At 47.4% G+C, this 20,323-nt stretch carries 21 protein-coding genes and 1 riboswitch; of the genes, 13 read left to right on the top strand and 8 right to left on the bottom strand.

Features of this window, described 5'->3' with window-relative positions:
* Positions 1-332: 332 nt before the first annotated feature.
* From QUA80_RS27100 to cobG, 3 genes are all read right to left on the bottom strand, one after another.
* Positions 333-1,043 (bottom strand): precorrin-2 C(20)-methyltransferase, encoded by a 711-nt coding sequence (locus QUA80_RS27100; RefSeq protein WP_333428085.1) that lies wholly within the window; start codon positions 1,041-1,043, stop codon positions 333-335.
* Positions 1,040-1,669, bottom strand: a complete 630-nt coding sequence (locus QUA80_RS27095) for a precorrin-8X methylmutase (RefSeq protein ID WP_333428084.1) — start codon at positions 1,667-1,669, stop codon at positions 1,040-1,042. The genes QUA80_RS27100 and QUA80_RS27095 overlap by 4 nt, the downstream gene beginning before the upstream one ends.
* A 148-nt stretch (positions 1,670-1,817) precedes the next feature.
* Positions 1,818-3,353, bottom strand: a complete 1,536-nt coding sequence (gene cobG, locus QUA80_RS27090) for a precorrin-3B synthase (RefSeq protein WP_333428083.1) — start codon at positions 3,351-3,353, stop codon at positions 1,818-1,820.
* Between the two features lie 42 nt (positions 3,354-3,395).
* Positions 3,396-3,475, bottom strand: a riboswitch (adenosylcobalamin-variant (AdoCbl-variant) riboswitch).
* Between the two features lie 212 nt (positions 3,476-3,687).
* On the opposite strand from cobG, the gene QUA80_RS27085 reads away from it, so the two are divergent.
* The 5 genes from QUA80_RS27085 to QUA80_RS27065 all read left to right on the top strand — a co-directional run bounded on the left by QUA80_RS27085 (position 3,688) and on the right by QUA80_RS27065 (position 8,071).
* A complete protein-coding gene (locus QUA80_RS27085) occupies positions 3,688-4,092 on the top strand; it encodes a hypothetical protein (protein ID WP_333428082.1) in 405 nt (134 codons plus the stop codon).
* 167 nt (positions 4,093-4,259) lie between these two features.
* Positions 4,260-4,757: a GNAT family N-acetyltransferase gene (locus tag QUA80_RS27080; RefSeq protein WP_333428081.1), complete on the top strand. Its 498-nt coding sequence runs from the start codon at positions 4,260-4,262 to the stop codon at positions 4,755-4,757.
* A gap of 20 nt (positions 4,758-4,777) precedes the next feature.
* Positions 4,778-5,986, top strand: a complete 1,209-nt coding sequence (cbiE, locus tag QUA80_RS27075; RefSeq protein WP_333428080.1) for a precorrin-6y C5,15-methyltransferase (decarboxylating) subunit CbiE — start codon at positions 4,778-4,780, stop codon at positions 5,984-5,986.
* Between the two features lie 268 nt (positions 5,987-6,254).
* Positions 6,255-6,845: a hypothetical protein gene (locus QUA80_RS27070; protein WP_333428079.1), complete on the top strand. Its 591-nt coding sequence runs from the start codon at positions 6,255-6,257 to the stop codon at positions 6,843-6,845.
* Positions 6,845-8,071, top strand: coding sequence for a DNA methyltransferase (locus QUA80_RS27065; protein ID WP_333428078.1), 1,227 nt, complete (start codon positions 6,845-6,847; stop codon positions 8,069-8,071). The genes QUA80_RS27070 and QUA80_RS27065 overlap by 1 nt, the downstream gene beginning before the upstream one ends.
* Positions 8,072-8,205: 134 nt before the next feature.
* Here the strand turns inward: QUA80_RS27065 and cphA are convergent, their stop codons facing one another.
* The 3 genes from cphA to QUA80_RS27050 all read right to left on the bottom strand — a co-directional run bounded on the left by cphA (position 8,206) and on the right by QUA80_RS27050 (position 12,382).
* The gene (cphA, locus tag QUA80_RS27060; RefSeq protein ID WP_333428077.1) at positions 8,206-10,926 is read right to left on the bottom strand and encodes a cyanophycin synthetase; all 2,721 of its coding nucleotides are present in this window, start codon (positions 10,924-10,926) and stop codon (positions 8,206-8,208) included.
* A 338-nt stretch (positions 10,927-11,264) separates the two neighbouring features.
* Positions 11,265-12,158: a cyanophycinase gene (locus QUA80_RS27055; RefSeq protein ID WP_333428076.1), complete on the bottom strand. Its 894-nt coding sequence runs from the start codon at positions 12,156-12,158 to the stop codon at positions 11,265-11,267.
* 65 nt (positions 12,159-12,223) lie between these two features.
* Complete coding sequence (locus tag QUA80_RS27050) at positions 12,224-12,382, bottom strand: hypothetical protein (protein ID WP_333428075.1); 159 nt, start codon at positions 12,380-12,382, stop codon at positions 12,224-12,226.
* 108 nt (positions 12,383-12,490) lie between these two features.
* Here QUA80_RS27050 and trmD point away from each other — a divergent pair, with 108 nt between their 5' ends.
* Complete coding sequence (gene trmD / locus QUA80_RS27045) at positions 12,491-13,186, top strand: tRNA (guanosine(37)-N1)-methyltransferase TrmD (protein WP_333428074.1); 696 nt, start codon at positions 12,491-12,493, stop codon at positions 13,184-13,186.
* A 50-nt stretch (positions 13,187-13,236) separates the two neighbouring features.
* Here the strand turns inward: trmD and QUA80_RS27040 are convergent, their stop codons facing one another.
* Positions 13,237-13,671, bottom strand: a complete 435-nt coding sequence (locus tag QUA80_RS27040) for a hypothetical protein (RefSeq protein WP_333428073.1) — start codon at positions 13,669-13,671, stop codon at positions 13,237-13,239.
* Between the two features lie 71 nt (positions 13,672-13,742).
* On the opposite strand from QUA80_RS27040, the gene ispF reads away from it, so the two are divergent.
* The 5 genes from ispF to larB all read left to right on the top strand — a co-directional run bounded on the left by ispF (position 13,743) and on the right by larB (position 18,200).
* Positions 13,743-14,222 carry a 2-C-methyl-D-erythritol 2,4-cyclodiphosphate synthase gene (gene ispF / locus QUA80_RS27035; RefSeq protein WP_333428072.1) on the top strand — a complete coding sequence of 160 codons (480 nt, stop codon included), beginning with the start codon at positions 13,743-13,745 and terminating at the stop codon, positions 14,220-14,222.
* 62 nt (positions 14,223-14,284) lie between these two features.
* Positions 14,285-14,803: a hypothetical protein gene (locus tag QUA80_RS27030; protein WP_333428071.1), complete on the top strand. Its 519-nt coding sequence runs from the start codon at positions 14,285-14,287 to the stop codon at positions 14,801-14,803.
* Positions 14,778-15,383: a PIN domain-containing protein gene (locus QUA80_RS27025; protein ID WP_333428070.1), complete on the top strand. Its 606-nt coding sequence runs from the start codon at positions 14,778-14,780 to the stop codon at positions 15,381-15,383. Before QUA80_RS27030 ends, QUA80_RS27025 begins: the two co-directional genes overlap by 26 nt.
* A gap of 40 nt (positions 15,384-15,423) precedes the next feature.
* Positions 15,424-17,187 carry an ABC transporter substrate-binding protein gene (locus QUA80_RS27020; RefSeq protein WP_333428086.1) on the top strand — a complete coding sequence of 588 codons (1,764 nt, stop codon included), beginning with the start codon at positions 15,424-15,426 and terminating at the stop codon, positions 17,185-17,187.
* A gap of 179 nt (positions 17,188-17,366) precedes the next feature.
* Entirely contained in the window at positions 17,367-18,200 is an 834-nt protein-coding gene (gene larB, locus QUA80_RS27015) for a nickel pincer cofactor biosynthesis protein LarB (protein WP_333428069.1), read from the top strand.
* Between the two features lie 336 nt (positions 18,201-18,536).
* Here the strand turns inward: larB and QUA80_RS27010 are convergent, their stop codons facing one another.
* A complete protein-coding gene (locus QUA80_RS27010) occupies positions 18,537-19,148 on the bottom strand; it encodes a hypothetical protein (protein WP_333428068.1) in 612 nt (203 codons plus the stop codon).
* A gap of 224 nt (positions 19,149-19,372) precedes the next feature.
* On the opposite strand from QUA80_RS27010, the gene QUA80_RS27005 reads away from it, so the two are divergent.
* Complete coding sequence (locus QUA80_RS27005; RefSeq protein ID WP_193973911.1) at positions 19,373-19,585, top strand: chlorophyll a/b-binding protein; 213 nt, start codon at positions 19,373-19,375, stop codon at positions 19,583-19,585.
* Between the two features lie 141 nt (positions 19,586-19,726).
* On the top strand, positions 19,727-20,266 hold the full coding sequence (gene psbP, locus QUA80_RS27000; RefSeq protein ID WP_333428067.1) for a photosystem II reaction center PsbP: 540 nt from the start codon (positions 19,727-19,729) through the stop codon (positions 20,264-20,266).
* Positions 20,267-20,323: the final 57 nt, after the last annotated feature.

The raw sequence follows: 20,323 nt of genomic DNA, 5'->3' as shown, positions 1-20,323 counted from the left end.
ACTCCGAACCAACCTACATAGATGCGGTTGTCGGTGCTGGTGACCCACTCGCAGAAGCGTTCCCAGACGTTGGCGCTTTCGCGCTGCTGTAAGGTTGTGGTCATGATTTTATGATTGCTTTATTTGGTTTTCAATGTTCGCGACGGCTTTGTGTTCCGCCATGTAAATAAATGTAAAGCATATTCTAAAGTTTGTAAAGTATTTTAACAACTGATTTACTGATATAACTTATAAGCTTAAGTTATCAACATGAAGAAAACTGGATAAAGAGGTAAGAATGCACAAAAAAGTAGGGAAAGCCTGGAAGCTTGTCGCCTTCAGGCATGGAAATATTAAGATACAGACTTTTGCTGGCTAGGTATCATAATGAGGGCCCAATAGGGAACTTCAGCGGGTTCGACATCTACGATCGCCCGAATTCGCTGATTCGGCATAGTTGCGCGTTCTATATACAGTGCTCGATCGAACTGTCCCAACTCAATTAGCACGTCCCGAACTTTCGCAAAGTGCCGGCCCAGCTTAATAATCACAGCAGCATCAACAACCGCCAGCCGATCGCGCAAAACCTCAGCATCCAGCGTCGCAGGCATAATACTTAACACATCGTTACGATAAGTCAGCGGCACTCCCAACGCGGCCGCACTCGCCATTGTCGAAGAAATTCCCGGCACAACTTCAGTGGTAAATGTCGCCGACAAACGGTTGAATAGATACATAAACGAGCCGTAGAGAAAAGGTTCGCCCTCACACAGCACCGCCACATCCTGTCCCTCCCTCAGATGTGCGGCAATTTTCTCCGCAGCAAGATCGTAATAAGGTTGAGACGATCGCGTCGGACTAAAAGGCAACGGCATCGGAATCTCAATTTGCTCCGGGCGCAGATAATCTGCGACGATCGCCCGCGCCAGCACCTTACCATTTTCCATCGCCGGATAGGCAATCACCGGCACCGATTGCAAAATCCGATAAGCTTTCAAAGTAATCAACTCTGGATCGCCAGGGCCAATACCCAAACCGTACAATTTACCAGTAGCCTCAGTCATAATTCATCCTTTTTCGCTAACGCATTCACGGCAGCCGTTGCCATTGCACTGCCACCGCGCCGCCCGTGCAGCGTAATAAATGGCACTCCCCGACTGTTGGCTGCCAGTTCGGCTTTGGATTCGGCAGCCCCGACAAATCCTACCGGGAAACCCAGAATTAAAGCCGGTTTGGGTGCTCCGGCATCCAGCATTTCCAGCAGTCGGAACAAAGCTGTCGGGGCATTGCCTATGGCCACAACTGCACCCTGCAAGTTGTCCAGCCACAAATCCACAGCTGCAGCCGATCGAGTATTTCCCATTTGCCGCGCCAACTCCGGGATTTCGGAATGCCAGAGGGTGCAAATCACCTGATTGTCAGCGGGAAGGCGTTTGCGAGTGATGCCTTCGGCCACCATCCGGGCATCGCACAGGATAGGCGCACCTGCTGAGAGGGCTTGGCGTCCGCAGGTTGCGGCCCCGGGCGAAGCTGCTAAATCTGTAACTATATCGGTCATGCCGCAACTGTGAATTAGTCGCACGGCTACCGATTCTAAATCGGGCGGCAAGGTTGACAAATCTGTTTCGGATCGAATTGTGGCAAAGGATTTGATGTAGATTTCTGTTCCGTCTCGAATGTAGTCAATCATTGTTTAAAACTGTTATGGGAATTTTGTTGGATTTGTGAAATAGATTTTTTGAATAAACCGCGAAGATGGAAAGGGCGCGAATGAAGAATTATCAAGAGATATAGAAAGACAAATGATTAAAATTTGTCAGTTTCAATGGAATCTTTTTTCAGTTTAAATTCCCATTTTCGGTGTTCAATAACTCCTGTAATTGGTCGATCGCCAGCCGATCGACAAACTCACCAAATGACTCCAAAGGCTCTCGAAACCGCTGATATACCTTCAACAAAAGCTCGATCGCACCGGGCATCTCGACCGCACTCACCCTCTGGAAAATTTGCCGCCCGAAGGGTAAATCTTTTCTACCCGCATAAATGTTGTAACCTTCGATTATCTCGTCTCCTCGCTCAATCTGAATTCCCAGCAGCGTGATATCAATTGGCCGGTGCTGGGCGCAAGACTTTTGGCAACCGCTGAAATGAATGTTGATCGGCAGGTCGATCGTCAATTTTTGCGCTAAATCCCTCGCCATTGCTAAGGCGTGAGTTTGAGTATCTGTCGCCGCCGACGCACAGCCGCTGCTGCCGGCACAAGCCACCAAGCACGAATCTAGGCGAGTTGGGGATGAGTGCAATCCCAAATCGGCAACTTGCTCTTTTACCTCAAAAAGCTGGGAGTTGGGGATATCAGAAATCAACAGATTTTGCCACGGCGTAAGTCTCAGGGTACCGCTGGCTAGATTTTGGGCTAAATTTGCCAAATTCCGCAGTTGTTTTGATTCTAGCTTACCTAGGGGCAGTGCAATTCCCATGTAGGAGAAACCGGACTGTTGCTGAGGGTAAATGCCGAGATGTTGGTGATGGGGGAGGGATTTTTCAGATGAGGCGATCGATCGGGCGGGCAAGATGCCCACCCCACAAGCAAATTCACTCTTGGTGGAACAGGCATCTTGCCTGTTTTTGGGAAACTTGCAAGATGTGAATTGCAATAAAAATGGTAAATTATGCTGTACCTTTTCTAGATAAGTTTCAGCGCCCCAATCTGCCAGCAGGTGACGCAAACGCGGTTTTTTACCATCAATTCGAGGCTTATTTTTTGTGTATTCAAGATAGGCGCTAGCGAGGGCGGCTAATACTGAAATACATTGCGATTCTTGGATTAAAATTCGTGTGTCGCTGTTTAAATGCAGCCGAAAAACGATTTCTGATTGGGTTGAACGCCCTTCAGCAGCTAATACAATATCGTTGCGTAAATCGCGGATCGAAACTGCTTCCCCGCCGTCAAAGCCAATACTGAACTTAGGCGAAAGTTCCGACAATTCGGGATGCGTTTGCAGGTAATCATCCCAAGCTTTCACTAGCGGGCGAGTATCGAGTAACTGCTGGCGATCGATCCCTGCTGTCGGACTTGCCATAATATTGCGAATCGGGTCAACTTCAACGCGGCGAGATGCCAATCCCAATTCCAGCAAATCTTGCCAAACTTCATCAGAAACTGGCGAATTCAAGTCTCGGATTTGCAAATTCGCCCGATTCGTTACTTGCAAACAACCGGTACTGTATCGATCGACCAAATCGGCGATCGTCCGACACTGCTGCGCGTTTAAAATTCCCCCCGGAATCCGCATTCTCGATAATATTCCGTCTCGGGCGCGGGAACCGTAAAATAAACCCGGACAAGTCGGCAATTCACTCAAAGCTAACAAAGAAACTCCTCCCCGTGCGACGCAGGGAATCTAAAGTAAACTCCTGAAATCGGCATTCTGACTTTGACAGTTGCGGCACAGCGCCGGAATTGCACCGGACTTTCCCGCTTTCAGGTTTAAGAAATCTATCACAAGTCGATCGGCATCAGCCAGATCGATCGAGTTTCTTAACAAATCTCCGGGCGAGCTCGCCTTTTAGGGAGGAAATTCGTTTGATTGTCTTGCTGATTCCTGAATAATTTTTTATAATATATAATCTAAGTCAAAATCACTCTAAGAGTGCGCGACTTCTAACTTCGGCTGTAAAACCTGCGATCGCGTTATTTATTTATTTATGACAATTGAAGAATTGCAAATCAAACTCGCAGAGATCAATCACCTTGTTGAGACATTCCAAACATCAGTAGCTTTGGAAAAATACTACTCGGATGACACTGTGATGATTGAAGGAGATGGTACAATTACTAGCGGCAAAGAAAACTGCCGCCAAGGAAGAGAAATCTTTTTTCAAGAAATGTTAGTTGAGTTTCGAGAATCAAAATTAATTAGTCAAGACATCGCTGTTTCAGCCGACAAAAATTATGATTTTGTAGTAATTTCCAATTGGTACAATGATTACACCGTTAAAGTTGAAGGTCAAATCATTGATTCCAAAAGCAACCAAATCTCGATCGGCTATTGGAAAGATGGTTTGGTAGTCAAGGAAAGTTACAACTATCCAGTGATTACGGTGGTTTAGCACTGTTTGTTAATTAGACTTACGCAAAACCTGCATAAACCGGGTTTTTTGCCTTATCTGTGCGCGATAACCAAGTATTGTCGAAAAACCAGGTTTATGACCGGCCGTGCGTCCCGGACTAATATTGATAGGTGCGATCGTTATTGAACCTGAGAAAAATAATCCGCATGATACTTGAAACTCAGAGATTGGTTTTGAAACCGATTGTGGAGAGCGACCTCAACACGCTTCATAGAATTTTTATCGATGCCTATGTGAGGAGATATCTGTGCGACGGCGAAATCTGGTCGCTACAAAAGGTTGAAGAAATGCTTGCCGAAAACAAAAAGCTGTTTGAAGAAAATAAATTCGGTTTGTGGTTTATCGAGACCAACACCGAGCAAGAAGTGATTGGATTTGTGGGTTTGTGGTATTTTTTTGAAGAAGAACAGCCCCAGTTACTTTACGCATTGCTGCCAACAGCAACTAAAAAAGGCTACGCTACTGAAGCTGCAACCAAAATAATAGAGTATTGTTTTGATGAACTTGGCTTTGAGTATGTTGTCGCAAGCTGCGATCGCCCAAACATTGAGTCGCTTAAAGTCGCAGAAAGACTCGGAATGAGGCAAGTAGAAGAAAGAATTATGAATGGAAATCCGATATTATTCTTGAGAATCGATAAGTAGTAATTAGCAGTAAGGATTCAATGCACAAATGGCTTTCGGTGGTGGGGATTGGCGAAGACGGACTTTCGGGATTAAGTGCGATCGCCCGTTCTCTACTCTCTCGATCTCAAGTCGTTGTCGGCGGTGCCCGTCACCTAGCAATGCTACCAACCGACGACACCCGCGAACAATTGGTTTGGGCTTCGCCTTTGCAGACAACAGTCGATGAAATCATCCGCCGCCGGGGACAATTTGTGTGCGTCCTAGCCAGCGGCGATCCGATGTGTCACGGCATCGGCGTCACGCTGTCGCGCAAAATTCCTATTTCCGAAATGACTGTGATTCCCGCAGCATCGGCTTTTAGTCTTGCTTGCGCCCGTTTGGGTTGGCCGCTGGCCCAAGTTGAGACTTTCAGTTTGACAAATCGCCCGATCGCGTCGATCGCCCTTGCTTTGTCCTCCGGCGCGCGCTTGCTGGTGTTGAGCGCTGACAGACATACGCCAGCAAAAGTTGCCCAATTGTTGACACAGCGGGGGTTTGGCAGCAGTTTGATGACCGTGTTCGAGCGGATGGGAGGCGACTCGGAACGCCGGATCGAGGGGGTAGCAGCAGCCTGGAATGCAGCGGATTTGGCGGATTTGAACACGATCGCGATCGCAGTTGCAGCCGATCGACAAACTCTTATCCTCCCCCGAACTGCGGGTTTGCCGGATGCGGCTTATCGCCACGACGGACAACTTACCAAGCGGGAGGTTAGAGCCGTTACTCTGTCAGCGTTAGCACCGGTTCCGGGAGAGTTGCTTTGGGATGTGGGCGCGGGTTGTGGCTCGATCGCGATCGAATGGATGCGGAGTCATCCTCGGTGCAGGGCGATCGCGATCGAACGCCACCCAACTCGGCTGCAATACATCGCCGAAAATGCGTCTATTTTTGGCGTTCCCGAACTCGAAATCGTTGCGGGAGAAGCGCCGGAAGCCCTGACAAATTTGCCTCAACCGAATGCTATTTTCATCGGCGGCGGTGTCACCAGAGAATCTGTGCTGGAAACTTGCTGGAATGCTTTAGGTGATGGCGGTCGATTAGTTGTTAATGCAGTGACTATTGAGAGCGAACTTAAAGTGTTGCAGTGGCACGATCGTTATGGCGGGGAACTAATTAGAATTGGGATTCAGCGAGTAGGGGCGATCGGTTCTTTTCTCGGTTGGAAGCCGCTTGCACCGATTATACAGTGGGTGGTAGTTAAGAGGTAAAAATGGTGATAAAAGTAGTATAATATCAAAAATAAAGATATTATCCAGTAATTGCAAAGTAATCGTGACTGAAGAGAACCTATACCTCAAAAGATTCCTAGACCCCGTAAAACTTTGCAGACGGTACAAGCCCAAATTCGGGCTAGGCAATAGAGAGGAAGGATTGGATCTGGAACGGTTCTTATTAATCTACGGAGCCGATCCTTTTTACTCATGGATTGGTCTTGATTCAGATTAGATGTACGCTGCTCACAAAGCCGCTGGTGGCATGACCTCGGTTTATCGACAAATTGGGAAAGGTTGTGAAAATTTATTCAGACAAATAATAATTGATCGAGCAGGATACGAAGATCCCAAATATGCCATGTGGTCTTACGTTGCGAAGACCAAAAACGACAAGGACAAAACTTTGTCCTTGGATGCTCGGCTAGAACTGAGCGAAATTCAAAATCTTGAGGTTAGAGGAAGAGTTATTCAGTGGATAGCGGACTACAGCAGTTCTCTTAATGTTCCTGCCCCAGCAAAGGGAGCCGTATTTGAAGTTCGGCAGGGATACAAAAGTAAAGACAGCAAGAGACAAAATGCTGACATAGATAATATTGCTGTTGCTTGGGCAAACGGCTATCTGCCAGTCTTTGCAATTTTTTCTTCTCAGATTGATGTCGATTTAGTACTACGCTATCGAAACAGCCGTGGAGGAATCCTGATTGGCACAACATCGGGCAGCAATCAAATTTCGCTGTTTGTTTTTTCCCAGGAAATTTTAGGCTATGATTTGGCAGATTTTTTTCGCCGAAACTCTGAGGCAATCAAAAGCGAAATTTACACCACATTGGCAGTTTTACTAAGTGCAGACTGATGTCATCTACTATTCACCAAAGATCTGACTATACTTTCAAAGCTAATCGCAATCTCGGGCGGCATGGGTGGCTTCGACTTACTCCGGCTTATGGCGTGAAACTTGTGGAAAAGCTTTTGGCTTTTGTTGAGAAAGAGTCAATTATTCTTGACCCTTTCTCTGGTACAGCTACAACAGGACTTGTTGCTGCTCAACAAGGAAACCAAGCATTCGCGTTTGATATCAACCCGTTTCTTATTTGGCTTGGGAACGCTAAATACAGAAACTATGATGAAGACTGCTTAATAGATGTTTTTAAAAAGGTACAACTAGCTTTAGAGGAATATAGAAGTTTAATATCTCAAGACAATTGGACACCACAAATATTTAACATTGAACGTTGGTGGTCTAGTTACACGCTAAAACTTCTTGCCTCATTGCGAATCGCTTTAGTAAACCAATTCGGAGAACCTGAAGATAATGAGGGTTATGATATCGTTTGGATTGCGTTCTGTCGTTTAATAATTGAAACTTCATCAGCAGCTTTTAATCATATTTCCATGTCATTTAATGACACAATCATTTCTCATAAAATTGAAGGCATAGAAGAGCTTTTTTTTGAGATTATAAAATTTATATCGAACTCTGCTAAGAATACTATTATTGGGACTGCTAAGGTGTTGAAAGTAGATGCTCGTAACATAGCTGGTTTAGGTAATATCAAAGTCGATAAAGTGATAACTTCCCCACCTTACCCAAATCGGATCAGCTATATTCGTGAACTTCGTCCATATATGTACTGGACAAAGTTTTTAAACGAAGCAAAAGAAGCAGGTGAGATGGATTGGTTAGCCATTGGTGGAACATGGGGCATTGCAACTAGCCGTCTCAACTCCTGGCAAATACAGGAAAAAAGCCTACCGAAGCAAATATTCTCAACTGTAGAAAAGATAAGAATGTCTGGTGGGAAAAATGCACTTCTTTTGGCAACTTACGTCCTAAAATACTTTCATGATATGCACTTACATTTGAGTTCTCTTAGATCTATTTTGGCAGACGATGCGGAACTACACTACATTGTTGGCAATTCAACCTTTTTTGGCAATATGGTTGCTACAGAGGCGTTACTTTCTGAATCTATGCGCCTTCTTGGATACTCAAATATTCACTCTGAAATTATTAGGAAACGGAACTCTAACAAAGCATTGTATGAATATTGTATTTCCGCAACTTGGTCAGTACGTTGATGTAAGCTGATAAATTTGTCTATCGTTTGTTCAATGCCCAAAAAAATCCGAAAAAATAGTATTAATTTAAACAAAAATAGGTTGGGTTTCCTCAAAGTTCAACCCAACCTATTAATTAAATGAGACTTAAGAGTTTAGCCTTGATTCACCACAGTCGGTTTTAAACTTTCCTGTGACTTCGATGGATCTGAACCATTTTGAAATTCCACAGATTCCTTAATCGGTTTCCGGGCTTCAACTAAACTCAAAGCTTTGTTGACACTTTCAGGTAAAATCACTACCAAACTGCCGGCCGGCGCCTCGTCTAAAGCTTTGTTAACGGCAGTTGTTTCGTCGAGAACCAACTCGTATTCAACTTTAGATTTGTCTGCGGTTCCTGCAGCAATCGCCTCTGCAATTCCCTGGCAAATTAACTGTGCCACAACACCGGGTTCACGCCCGCGCCGATCGCTATCTTCCTTTACAATAATGCGATCGAATATCTCGGCCGAAAGTTTGCCCAGCGTGACAAAATCTTCATCTCGCCGGTCTCCGGGGGCCCCGACTACCCCGATCCGCAGTCCGGGCCAATTCAGCACGAAACTGCCCAAAGCTTTGTAGCTGTGGGGGTTGTGGGCGTAGTCAACCAAAGCGTGATAGCTGCCCAAATTAAACAAGTTCATCCTTCCGGGAGTTTGGCCGACCGATGCTTGGAAGCTGGACAAAGCCGATCGAATGTCTTCTATTTTCACTCCTTGGGCAAAAGCCGCCAAACAAGCTGCTAAAGCATTGGCAATCATAAACGGCGCCCGCCCGCCCATCGTCAGGGGGACGTTCACAGCCTGCTCAATTCTCAGCGTCCAATCGCCTTTCAAGATGGACAAATACCCATTTTCGTAAATCGCTGCCAGCCCGCCCGCAGCCGTATGTTTGGCCACAAGTTCGTTGTCCGGGTTCATCGAAAAATAGGCAATTTGAGCCTTGACACGCTGCGCCATTTGTGATACCAGCGGGTCGTCTGCATTCAAAACTGCATAGCCTTTGGGCATTACCGCCTCGACGAGGACGCTCTTGAGTTTGGCTAGCTGTTCCACGGTGTCGATGTCGCCAATGCCCAAGTGATCGGCCGCGACGTTCAACACGACGCCGACATCGCACTGATCGAAGCCGAGGCCCGATCGCAAAATTCCGCCTCTAGCCGTTTCCAGCACCGCTACTTCTACCGTGGGGTCAGACAAAATCAATTGAGCGCTCTGCGGCCCGGTATTGTCTCCGGTTTCGACCAAATAATCGCCGATGTAAGTGCCGTCGGTAGTCGTGTAGCCGGTAATCTGACCGGTCTGCTTGACAATGTGAGCAAGCAGGCGAGTGGTTGTAGTTTTGCCGTTGGTTCCCGTTACCGCTAAAATCGGCACCCGGCTGGGTTGAGGCGAGGGGAAAAGCATATCGAAGACGGCACCGGCGACGTTGCGGGGTAAACCCTGACTCGGGGCGACGTGCATTCTGAAACCCGGTGCTGCGTTGACTTCGACGATGACGCCGTTGACATCGCGCAGGGGTTGGGAGATGTCGGGAGTTACTACGTCAATGCCGGCGATGTCCAAACCGATAATTTTGGCGACTCTGGAAAACAGCCAGACGTTTTCCGGGTGGATTTCGTCGGTGCGATCGACTGCAATTCCACCGGTACTCAAGTTTGCTGTCGCGCGCAAAAATACTCTTTCGCCGGCGGGTACTACCGAATCCATCGCGTATCCTTGTTTTTGCAGCAAATCCAGGGACAATTTGTCGATCGTGATCCGAGTGAGCACGTTGTCGTGTCCGTCTCCTCGCTGCGGGTCGCGGTTTACTTCTTCAATAAGCTGTTCTACTGTAGACCTGCCGTTGCCCACGACGTTAGCGGGGACTCGTTCTGCGACTGCTATGACTTGCCCGTTGACTACCAATACTCTGTGATCGCGGCCGACGTAATAGCGCTCGACGATCACGCTTTTTGTTTTTGATGCGGCGCTAGCTAAGTCGTAGGCTTCTTCTGCTGCTTCCCAGGAATTGATGTCGATCGTAATGCCGCGGCCGTGGTTGCCGTCTAGGGGTTTGAGGACGATCGGATAACCGCCGACATCTTCGATCGCCCCTTGCAGTTCGTCCAAATAATGAATCACGGTTCCTCTGGGAACCGGCACGCCGGCGCTGCGGAGGATATTTTTGGTACCTTCCTTATCGCAGGCCAGTTCTACCCCCAAAACTCCCGTGCGGTTGCTCAGAGTTGCCTGAATCCGCTTTTGGTGAACCCCGTAGCCGAGTTGAATCATAAACCTGGCGCTCAACGGTATCCAAGGAATCCCGCGAGCTTCTGCTTCCTTGATCAGTGTTTCCGTGCTCGGCCCCAGGGCCGCCGACGCCGCAAACTCTCTCAGGTCTCTCAAATCTTGGACTAATTCTGCTGCTGGATAAGTGCCTGTCTCGGCAATGCTCTGGCACATCCGCACGCCCGCCCGGGCGGCATAGCGACCTGCTTGTTCGTTTTGATACTCAATTACTACTTGGTAAATGCCTGGGGTAGCAGTCTCGCGGGTGCGGCCGAACCCGACGGGCATTCCTGCCATTTGCTGAAGTTCTAGGGCTACGTGTTCGATTACGTGTCCCATCATCGTCCCTTCTCTGACACGTTGCAGGAAGCCTCCCTGATGCCCTGGAGAACAGTGATGCTCGTTCAAACTCGGGAGTGTGGCGATCAACCCTTCGTAGAAGCCAGGAATTTCCGATGTGGTTTTATCCGCCCACTCCTCTAAATCCAAACGCATCACGACGAGTTTGTGGCGTCGGATGCTCCAGTAGTTGGGGCCGCGTAAGGTCTGGATTTTAAGTATTTTCATGGTAGTTAGAGGGGTATGGGGCGCGAAATCTTATAGATAATTGGAGCATTTATTCAATTTCGATCTAGATTGCTCGATCGACTGTTCGCTGCGAACAGTTTGGGAGTGAATTTCCAGTTATGGGCTACCCAATTGAAAATTCATGCCCCAGCGATTCGGTGAAAAACAAGTACAGGTCAATGGCAGGACAAAACTCAAAGCCCGAAGGTAGAATTTTCTGTGATTCTGCCTTCTGGCGTCAGCCCCTGGCTGCTTCGGAATCTATTTTTTTGTTGTATCCATTATTCGGTGGTTATGTCGCATAATTTCTGCTTTATCAATAACTCTGAAATTCTGCGTTAGTTGGCTGTGCGGCATTCTGGGGGCCAGCCAGACTCGGAACAGGCTGCCGATGGCATTGGTTTGCCCAGGGGCATATTGTAACAATCTCCGTGACACAGAACGTGCAAGCGCATATTGAACAGACTTAAGGGTTCTGTCGCTCCTACTATCGACTCATTGGTATAAAAATTTTCCCTAGAATCAACAATAGTCACAGTGCCTTTACCGAGAATTTTCATAGTATCGTCTCCCTCAAACAAGGCGCAGGTGTCTTCGTCAATACCAATAGCGATGCGATCGGGATGGCAAGCCACAGCCGACAGCAAGCGAGCCATGCGGTTGCGATTGTGAAAATGCTGGTCTACGATCAGCTCGGGAATAATGTTAAGTCCGTTTGCCATGTCTACTAAAGAGCGGTTCGGCGGGGCCCCGCTCCCGCCGCCTGCAATCATGTGATATCCCATCACCGCAGCACCCGCGCTGGTGCCGGCGAGGGTAATCTTGCCTTCGAGAGCTTCTTTGCGAATTTTCTCCATCAGCGGGGTGTCCGCCAGCAGCCCGCAGAGCCTCAGTTGGTCGCCGCCTGTGATGAATACGCCCGTACAATCTTCTAAGTAATCTTTCCAGACAGGGTTTTCGGCTTGTTCGCGTTCGCGGATGTCCACTACTTTGACGGCGCTAACGCCCATTTCTTCAAATATGGTGCGGTAGCGGTTGCTAATTCCTTCGGGATCTCGCGAAGCACAGGGAACGATCGCCAGCCGAGCGTTTGCACCCCCAGCACGGCAAAAAAAGGTGTTCAAAATCTCTCGCCCGTGAACTTTGTCTTCGGCTCCCCCGATGACCATAATCGAGGTTTTTGTGCGCGGGGGAATGTTGTGTTCAAGGGCTTGAGATGTCAACTGCTGCATGGTGTGTCTTCCTCTGTTGGATGTGAAATTCAATTTTGCCGTGGCTGTGCGTAGAATAGGGCTTTTTAAGAATCAATATTTGTTGGTGCGAGCGAGGTGCGATCGCCGATCGCGCGACCCCGCAGTTGTTTGGCGGCGAGTTTGCTTGCAGTCGCTGTCATGAAAAACTGATGATTGTTGTACAAAACTGGCCCGCCGACAAAGGAAGAGAATTTAACTTGCAAAAATTCTCAGAAATTATAAGAAATTATAAAGAATAAAGCAATTACTGAAAACTGAACTCCCCCTAAGGGTCAAACTAGAGGTGATGTATCAATGAAATTCCAATAATTGTGCGATTTGACGTAGTTACCCTATTTCCAGAATTTTTCCGGGCTCCCCTGGAGTCGGGACTGATGGGCAAAGCCTTAGCTAAAAATATTGCCGAGGTGAATTTTGTCAATCCCCGCAATTTTACCACAGACAAGCACCAGCGAGTCGATGATGAGCCTTACGGGGGCGGAGTGGGGATGTTGATGAAGCCGGAACCGATTTTTGCTGCGGTGGAGTCGCTGCCGATTTTGCCGAGGCGGGAGGTGATTTTGCTCACTCCCCAGGGGGAACCGATGCAGCAGGGGATGTTTCGGGAGTTGGCGGCCGCGCGCGATCAGTTGGTGTTGATTTGCGGTCATTATGAGGGCGTGGACGATCGAGTGCTGCACTTGGTAACTCGCGAGGTGTCTTTGGGGGATTTTGTGCTCACGGGGGGCGAAATTCCGGCTTTAGCTTTGATTAATGGGGTTTTGCGATTGCTGCGGGGAACTGTGGCGAAGGAAGATTCGCTGAAGTTTGAGAGTTTTGAGGACGGACTTTTGGATTATCCGCAGTACACTCGACCGGCGGATTTTCGGGGATTGAAGGTTCCTGACGTGTTGCTGTCTGGTAATCACGCAGAAATTGCTCGCTGGCGCAGGGAACAGCAAATTGAAAGAACTCGATCACGCCGATCGGATTTGTACGATCGGTGGTTGGAAGAAAGGGGAGAATAGGAGAAGGTAGAAAGAAGAAGTTATCCGATACGATCGATCGGGCAAACTCATCACCCAATTCGATCGACAACGCCGATTGTTGTAACACTTCTGCCGATCTCAGCTTTCAAACCTTCAGCAGCTAAAAGCTGTTTTAGTCGATTTGTCTCAGATTTAGTTCCGATAAAAACAGAACCAGGCATCTTCTTTTTTAGCTTCATAGCTTCAGCTAAGGACAACGACATAGCCTCACGCAGAATTTTTGTTACAACTGTTGCACGTTGTTCTTTTTCCAATACAATCAAGTTCCAAGTCCCTTCTTTTACTAAAATCTCTTCTCTCATTTTGTTAGGCATAGCATCATTATCATCTAATTCGATTGCCTCCCCGCAATGATGGCAGTCATAACATAGATGCCAGACAACTTTTTTCTCAAAGACTGATTGACCAACCAACATCTGTACGTCTTTGTCACAATTCCTACACAGTCCGTCAATTAAAACCATACTTTTTCACTTATATCCGCACAAATATGAAATAATTGTCTTTCGATATACTTCCACAACCTAAATTTTACATGAACATCCGCATCGGCAACGGCTACGACATTCACTGCTTAGTTCCAGAACGCCCCCTCATCCTCGGCGGCGTCCGCATTCCCCACGAATTAGGCTTATTAGGACACAGCGACGCAGACGTACTTACCCACGCTATCATGGATGCCATGCTCGGAGCTCTCAGCTTAGGAGATATCGGGCTGTATTTCCCTCCAACTGACCCGAAATGGAAAGGTGCTGATAGTCTCGTATTGCTGGCACAAGTCAATCAGTTAATATTAGATAAAGGCTGGGAAATCGGCAATATTGATTCGGTGGTGGTGGCCGAACGTCCAAAGCTGAAACCGCATATTGAGCAAATGCGCGATCGGCTTTCTACTGTCCTACAATTAAAACCCGACCAAATCGGCATCAAAGCTACTACAAACGAAAAGTTAGGGCCCGTGGGGAGAGAAGAAGGAATCGCGGCTTACGCTGTAGTTTTGTTAAGCAAAAAATAAAACTCGGGTTTGATAGTAGAAGTTAAATTTACTTAAACTTATACCCTAGGAAGGCCAAAACCATGCAAACTGAAACCTTGGAAGTAGAGTTACCCGTAGACGCGGATATTATCGCGTTGGATAAGGACGATCGGGTAGTCGTGCTAATCGAAGTCAAAATTATTGAAGCTCAAGAAACAGCAGCAAAGCAGAGGATTGCTGATTACATGATATCTTGGATGAAAGCTGCGTTAGCGAAGATGTCCGAACAACGCACCATCATTCCCTATGCGATGTTTGTTGACACCGAACAGATTCTGATTTTCAAATGGGACGGAGTAAATTTATCTGAACCTGTTTGTTCTCTAAACACTGGTGAAATACTTCGCCATTATGAGCCTGAATTTGGCAACAAACGGATATTTAAGCGATACCTAACTAGACTGGTTGAAGCATGGCTGCGCGACTTAGCTTATAATTGGAAGTCTGAGATTCCAACCGCGTCAGAACAGATAGCAAAAATCGGCTTGCTGCCACTGCTAGCAGGTGGGACGACAAAATCTAGGGTAGAAATTGGTGGCAATTTTATATATCGAGACTAACTTTCTGATGAGCATTGCTACGGGACGCGACCCTGAAGCTAACAACTTGTTGGTGAGTGTACCGACATCAGTCAGCATAGCCATACCAAGTATTTGCTGCATGGAATCACTTTCGGCTTTAGAAGATGAAATCAAGCGACGCAACCGTTTTTTAGGTGAAATGGAAAAACAAATTAGTCAGCTAAAGCGAGATAAAACTTCCCCCTCTGCCCAGTCTCTTGTCTTCCACTTAGAGCAATCACTCAATGAAAACGAGGCTCTGATAAATGATATTAATGCACGTCTTTTTGCAGCTCTTGATTTGTCAGCCACAAAGATAGAAATGATTTCCTTGACTGCAGGCATACTTCAAGCAAGTTTGAATTCAATTTTTATTGAAGAAGACCCTACAGACAATTTGATTCTGCACTGCATCTTGAATCACGCACACTTACATCCTAATGAAGTCAAGGTATTTTTGAGTAACAATACAAAAGAATTTGGTCTGCCCAAAGTTCGAGATGCTTTGCGGGAAGTAGGAATCAGAAAGTATTTTTCGCGCACTGAAGACTTTCTCGGTTGGTTACAATCTCAGTCATAGTTGCACGCAGGTGGTAAACTAAAAAATTATGAAAATTTCTATGATGCTACATTCAAGACTGCGCTGGCTGGCGATTTTACTCGCGGCAATTGCCACTATAACTCTGTCTGCGTGCACTCCAGCCCGATCGACTAACTTAGCAAACAGGCTCATCGTTCCCACCCCCAGCGGCCCGGCTACCTTTAACTACCCGCTAAATCAATCTGCATACAGCGTTTTTGGCTATATGTACGAGGGATTGATTAACGAAAACGGCTTGACATCGGAGTTAGAACCCGGTTTAGCCGAGTCCTGGGAAGTTTCTAAAGATGGCAAAAAGATTGTCTTCACCCTGCGAGAGGGGTTGAAATGGTCGGACGGCGAACCCCTGACTGCGGATGACATTATCTTCAGCTATGAAAAGATTTATTTCAATGACAAAATTCCTAGCGGTTTGAAAGATATTCTGAGGGTTGGCATCAGCGGCCAATTTCCCAAAGTCAAAAAACTCGACAGCCGCCGCGTGGAATTTTCCGTTGCAGAACCCTTTGCTCCATTTATTAGATATGCTGGGGGAATCCCGATTTTGCCAGCTCATATTTTACAGGAAGCTGCCGAAAATACAGATGCAGACGGCAAGCCTAAATTCCTGAGCACTTGGGGCACGAATACTGACCCTAAAAAAATTGTCGGCAACGGTCAGTACCGAATGCTGAGCTATACTCCAAATCAGCGCGTGGTTTTGGAACGAAATCCGTATTTTTGGCGCAAAGATGCTGAGGGAAATGTCCAGCCTTACATCCAGCAAATAGTTTGGCAAATTATCGAAAATACAGATAATCAACTGCTGAATTTTCGATCGGGCGATTTGGATACTCTGAATGTGGAACCGGAAGTGTTTCCCCTGCTGAAACGGGAGGAACAACGCGGCAAATATACGGTCTTTAACGGCGGGCCGGATACTGGCAGCGTGTTTATGTGTTTCAATCTGAATAAGGGGCGCAATGCTCAAAATCAGCCGTTTGTAGACCCGGTTAAATCTCGGTGGTTCGCGAGTAAGGAATTTCGGCAGGCGATCGCCTACGGCATCAACCGATCCGCCATGACTAACAATATCTATCGCGGACTGGGCGCGCCGCTGCATTCCCCAATTCCGGCGCAAAGTCCGTTCTACCTGTCCCCAGAAGAGGGATTGAAAACTTACAGTTACGATTGGCAAAAAGCCAAAGAGTTGCTGTTAAGTGCTGGTTTCAAATATAATAGTGGGGGTCAATTATTGGATGCGGAGGGCAACAAAGTCCGATTTACTTTGTTGATAGCTGCGGGTAAAAAAGTTCGGGAACAAATGGGAACGCAAATTAAGCAAGATTTGGGCAAACTGGGGATGCAAATTGATACGCAGTTCCTGAGTTTTAACACCTATGTAGAAAAGCTGCGGTTGACGCGGAATTGGGATACTTACCTCGGCGGTTTTACGGGAGGTACTGAACCGCACAGCGGCTACAATATTTGGTCTGTCAATGGGACTTTGCACAGTTTCAACCAGGGCCCGCAAGCCGGAGAACCGCCGATTAAAGGTTGGGAAGTGTACGACTGGGAGCAGAAAATCGATGACCTTTACGTGAAAGCTTCCCAGGAGCTTGATGAGGCGAAGCGCAAGGAACTTTACGCTGAAACGCAGCGGATTATAGCGGAACAAGTGCCTTTTGTTTATATGGTGAATCCGCTGACTTTTGAGGCGGTGCGCGATCGCGTTTCCGGAATTCGCTACAGTGCCCTCGGCGGTGCTTTCTGGAATTTGTACGAACTGAAAATAACAGAATAGTCAGTCAATTTTAGATTTTAGATTTTAGATTTTAGATTTTAGATTTGACTTACTCTAAAGATGAATCTGGGAACTTGAACCTCAGTCTAAAATTTGAGGTGGATCGCGACAGAAGTCGGGGGCGTGTATCCGTTTTTGGGCGGATCGTTAATCAGCAGTTATTAGTCAGTCATTAATTAATGGAACCTGAAATTTTACAGAAGTTACTCGAATCTGTGGCGGCAGGCGATATTAGCCCGATCGCAGCTTTGGATAAATTAAAGCATTTTGACTTTGAACAAGTCGGCGATTTTGCCAAAGTTGACCACCACCGCACTCTCAGAACCGGTTTTCCTGAAGTAATTTGGGGCCCGGGGAAAACGCCCGACCAAATTGTTGAAATTATCGAGGCGATGCGCGGGCGAAATTCTGCGGTGATGGCGACGCGAATCGAACCGGAAGTTTTCGAGCAATTGCAGAAAAAAACACCCGATTTATGCTACTACCAAAAAGCTCGAATTTGTGCAATTTCTGCTAATTTCCCAACTCCGCAGCATCCGGGTACTGTGACTATTATCAGTGCGGGAACGGCGGATTTACCTGTAGCGGAAGAGGCGGCAGTTACTGCGGAACTTTGCGGTTTTCAGGTGCGGCGTTTGTGGGATGTCGGAGTTGCCGGCATTCACCGCTTGCTGAGCAACCGGCACGTTATTGCCGGTGCTGATGTGTTAATTGCGGTGGCGGGTATGGAAGGTGCTTTGGCGAGTGTGGTTGCGGGTTTGGCAGATTGTCCGGTGATTGCTGTGCCGACGAGTGTGGGTTACGGCGCGAGTTTTGGCGGGATTGCTCCTCTTTTAACTATGCTCAATTCTTGTGCGGCTGGTGTGGGGGTGGTGAATATTGATAACGGGTTTGGGGCGGCGATTTTGGCTTGTCAAATTCTCAGAACTGCTGGCAGAGTCGGAAAAAGAGGAGAGGGGGAGAAGGGGAGAGAGGGGGAAGAGTTAGAAACCCCCTCGCTCAGTTCGGACTAAGGCCCACTGCCACAGGCGACTTTTAGGGTGCATCTTGCAGCATTCTCGCTTAAAAGACCCGACGGCCCGTTCCGCGAAGAGTGAGTTTTCTCGTGAGGTGGGCAGGAGAGCCCGCCCCTAAAACACCTAATTGAAAATGGTGCAACATCTCAGGTCGATCAGACTCCGTTATTGAAACTTTATTGAAGATTTCCAGTAGTAGAGCACCTTACTATATATGCCAGTTGCGTCCAGGACTGCCAGACTCGGAGGTTGAAACCGCGTCTAAACTTGCCTCTCGTCCCAGCAGAGGGCGACTAAAAAATACAAGAGGTATTATTAAAGCCGGGTTTGATATTACTTGCTGCCCAGCCAAATCGGATAAGCAGAAGAATCCTCAGCTTTCAACTTTTGCGCCTGATAACTCTTGCTAGTCCAACTAGCTACTGTTTGCAGGCTTTCTGTCAAACAACTTTCGCTGCCAAACGCTTCAAATCCCAAAGTCCACCACCCGCTGCCGTTAATGTTCAACTGAGTAAGTTCCACGGTACAACCTTGAGGAATTGGGGCTTCCACAGGGACAGACATCAGGGAACCAGGGGCCGAAACTTGGTAAAGACGCTGCGCTCGCTTTTTCTTGACTCCTACCCACTTTCCTGTCGCCACAATATCGGCCGGTATCGGTCCGATGGTGTCGGCACAAACCCACTTGAGCCACTTCTCGGCCTTACCTTCCCAGCGGTTGCCGAACTGCATCGCCCCCAACTCTCCCTGACGCCACTTTACCTCCAAGGTTTTCCCGCGCAGCTTCACTCCCAAGTAGTCGCAGTTAGGTACTAGCAAATATATGTCTTCCCGCTCTTCAGGAGGCGAAAGATACGCGCCGAGACTCTCGCTTCCAAACCATTGATTGATCGATTTTGGCAGTGCACCGCTATAAAACCACCGCATTTCCAGACTGGCCCGCATAAATTTTTCCTCCGTTCCACAATTTTTGTCAAACCCAGACTGGATTTGCCACACACCATCGACTTTTGTGCCTCTCCACTCTATCCTCCCCCCTCCGGGGCCCAGAGTCTACAGTGGACAGTCCGATCGGGGTCTTTAAAAAAAATTTCTCACAATCCTTTACATATCTTCACAAGCCTGTTACATTTATTCACAGTACCGTAAAAACAATTTAGGAAAAAAACATGACTAACAGAGGCTTAATGCTGGACGACCAAGGCAAAATGAACAATTTTGCGATCGAGCCGACAGTATACATCGATGACGAACCCCGCACCGGCTTTACCCCCTACGCAGAACGCTTAAACGGCCGCCTTGCCATGATTGGTTTTGTTTCTCTGTTGGCTTTAGAAGTTTCTACCAAGCACGGACTGATTAGCTGGCTGACTCACCTGTAATGATTTTGTTAAAAATTGACTGTACGGCTATGCCTCGCGGGCGGTACACAAACCGCGAGCATAGCTTAACTATTTTTAGGGGCGAGGTTTGGTGAGACAATTAAAATTAAATATTTTAGTGTTACCCTACCCGTAAAAATAATGCTCAAACGAATTGCGGCAATACTTCTGGTTGTTCTAAGCCTTACCTTGACCGGTTGTGTGTCTAAAGTCACCGGACTCAAAAGCTACGTTGATACTGGCGACGGCTATCAATTTCTCTATCCTAACGGCTGGCTGCCGATCGCGGTTTCTAACGGGCCTGATGTGGTGTTCCGCGATTTGATTCAGCAAACCGAGAACGTCAGCGTGGTAATCAGTCCTGTCCCGGAGGGCAAAACTCTGGCGGATTTGGGATCGCCGACGGATGTGGGATACAAGCTCAGCAAAAGTGCGATCGCCCCGGCTGATTCGGGCCGCGAAGCTGAATTAGTCAATGCAGAAGCTCGCGAATCGCGATCGAAAAACTATTACATTTTAGAATACGCCGTTAAGTTGCCAAACCAAGAACGCCACAACTTAGCGAGTGTAGCCGTCAGCCGCGGCAAACTTTTTACCCTTAACGTTTCCACTACCGAAGAACGCTGGCCCAAGGTAAAAGAAGCTTTTGAGAAAGTTGTTAAATCTTTCTCTGTTTATTAGGTTAAAAAGTTGTAGGTAATGGGGAATGAGGAACTCGGGATTGAGGATGGCGAATAG

The organism is Microcoleus sp. F4-D5, from assembly GCF_036704885.1.
Lineage (GTDB): Bacteria > Cyanobacteriota > Cyanobacteriia > Cyanobacteriales > Microcoleaceae > Microcoleus.
The sequence above is the reverse complement of the archived record's forward strand: the minus strand, read 5'-3'. Positions and strand labels throughout refer to the sequence as shown.

What these genes read in the sequence shown, in the direction of transcription:
- QUA80_RS27080 (WP_333428081.1), top strand. Translation starts at nt 4,260, where the DNA reads ATGATACTTGAAACTCAGAGATTGGTTTTGAAACCGATTGTGGAGAGC.
- QUA80_RS27085 (WP_333428082.1), top strand. Translation starts at nt 3,688, where the DNA reads ATGACAATTGAAGAATTGCAAATCAAACTCGCAGAGATCAATCACCTT.
- cphA (WP_333428077.1), bottom strand. Translation starts at nt 10,926, where the DNA reads ATGAAAATACTTAAAATCCAGACCTTACGCGGCCCCAACTACTGGAGC.
- QUA80_RS27020 (WP_333428086.1), top strand. Translation starts at nt 15,424, where the DNA reads ATGATGCTACATTCAAGACTGCGCTGGCTGGCGATTTTACTCGCGGCA.
- QUA80_RS27010 (WP_333428068.1), bottom strand. Translation starts at nt 19,148, where the DNA reads ATGCGGGCCAGTCTGGAAATGCGGTGGTTTTATAGCGGTGCACTGCCA.
- ispF (WP_333428072.1), top strand. Translation starts at nt 13,743, where the DNA reads ATGAACATCCGCATCGGCAACGGCTACGACATTCACTGCTTAGTTCCA.
- QUA80_RS27100 (WP_333428085.1), bottom strand. Translation starts at nt 1,043, where the DNA reads ATGACTGAGGCTACTGGTAAATTGTACGGTTTGGGTATTGGCCCTGGC.
- psbP (WP_333428067.1), top strand. Translation starts at nt 19,727, where the DNA reads ATGCTCAAACGAATTGCGGCAATACTTCTGGTTGTTCTAAGCCTTACC.
- QUA80_RS27070 (WP_333428079.1), top strand. Translation starts at nt 6,255, where the DNA reads ATGACCTCGGTTTATCGACAAATTGGGAAAGGTTGTGAAAATTTATTC.
- QUA80_RS27055 (WP_333428076.1), bottom strand. Translation starts at nt 12,158, where the DNA reads ATGCAGCAGTTGACATCTCAAGCCCTTGAACACAACATTCCCCCGCGC.
- QUA80_RS27095 (WP_333428084.1), bottom strand. Translation starts at nt 1,669, where the DNA reads ATGATTGACTACATTCGAGACGGAACAGAAATCTACATCAAATCCTTT.
- QUA80_RS27065 (WP_333428078.1), top strand. Translation starts at nt 6,845, where the DNA reads ATGTCATCTACTATTCACCAAAGATCTGACTATACTTTCAAAGCTAAT.
- larB (WP_333428069.1), top strand. Translation starts at nt 17,367, where the DNA reads ATGGAACCTGAAATTTTACAGAAGTTACTCGAATCTGTGGCGGCAGGC.
- QUA80_RS27040 (WP_333428073.1), bottom strand. Translation starts at nt 13,671, where the DNA reads ATGGTTTTAATTGACGGACTGTGTAGGAATTGTGACAAAGACGTACAG.
- QUA80_RS27030 (WP_333428071.1), top strand. Translation starts at nt 14,285, where the DNA reads ATGCAAACTGAAACCTTGGAAGTAGAGTTACCCGTAGACGCGGATATT.
- cbiE (WP_333428080.1), top strand. Translation starts at nt 4,778, where the DNA reads ATGCACAAATGGCTTTCGGTGGTGGGGATTGGCGAAGACGGACTTTCG.
- QUA80_RS27005 (WP_193973911.1), top strand. Translation starts at nt 19,373, where the DNA reads ATGACTAACAGAGGCTTAATGCTGGACGACCAAGGCAAAATGAACAAT.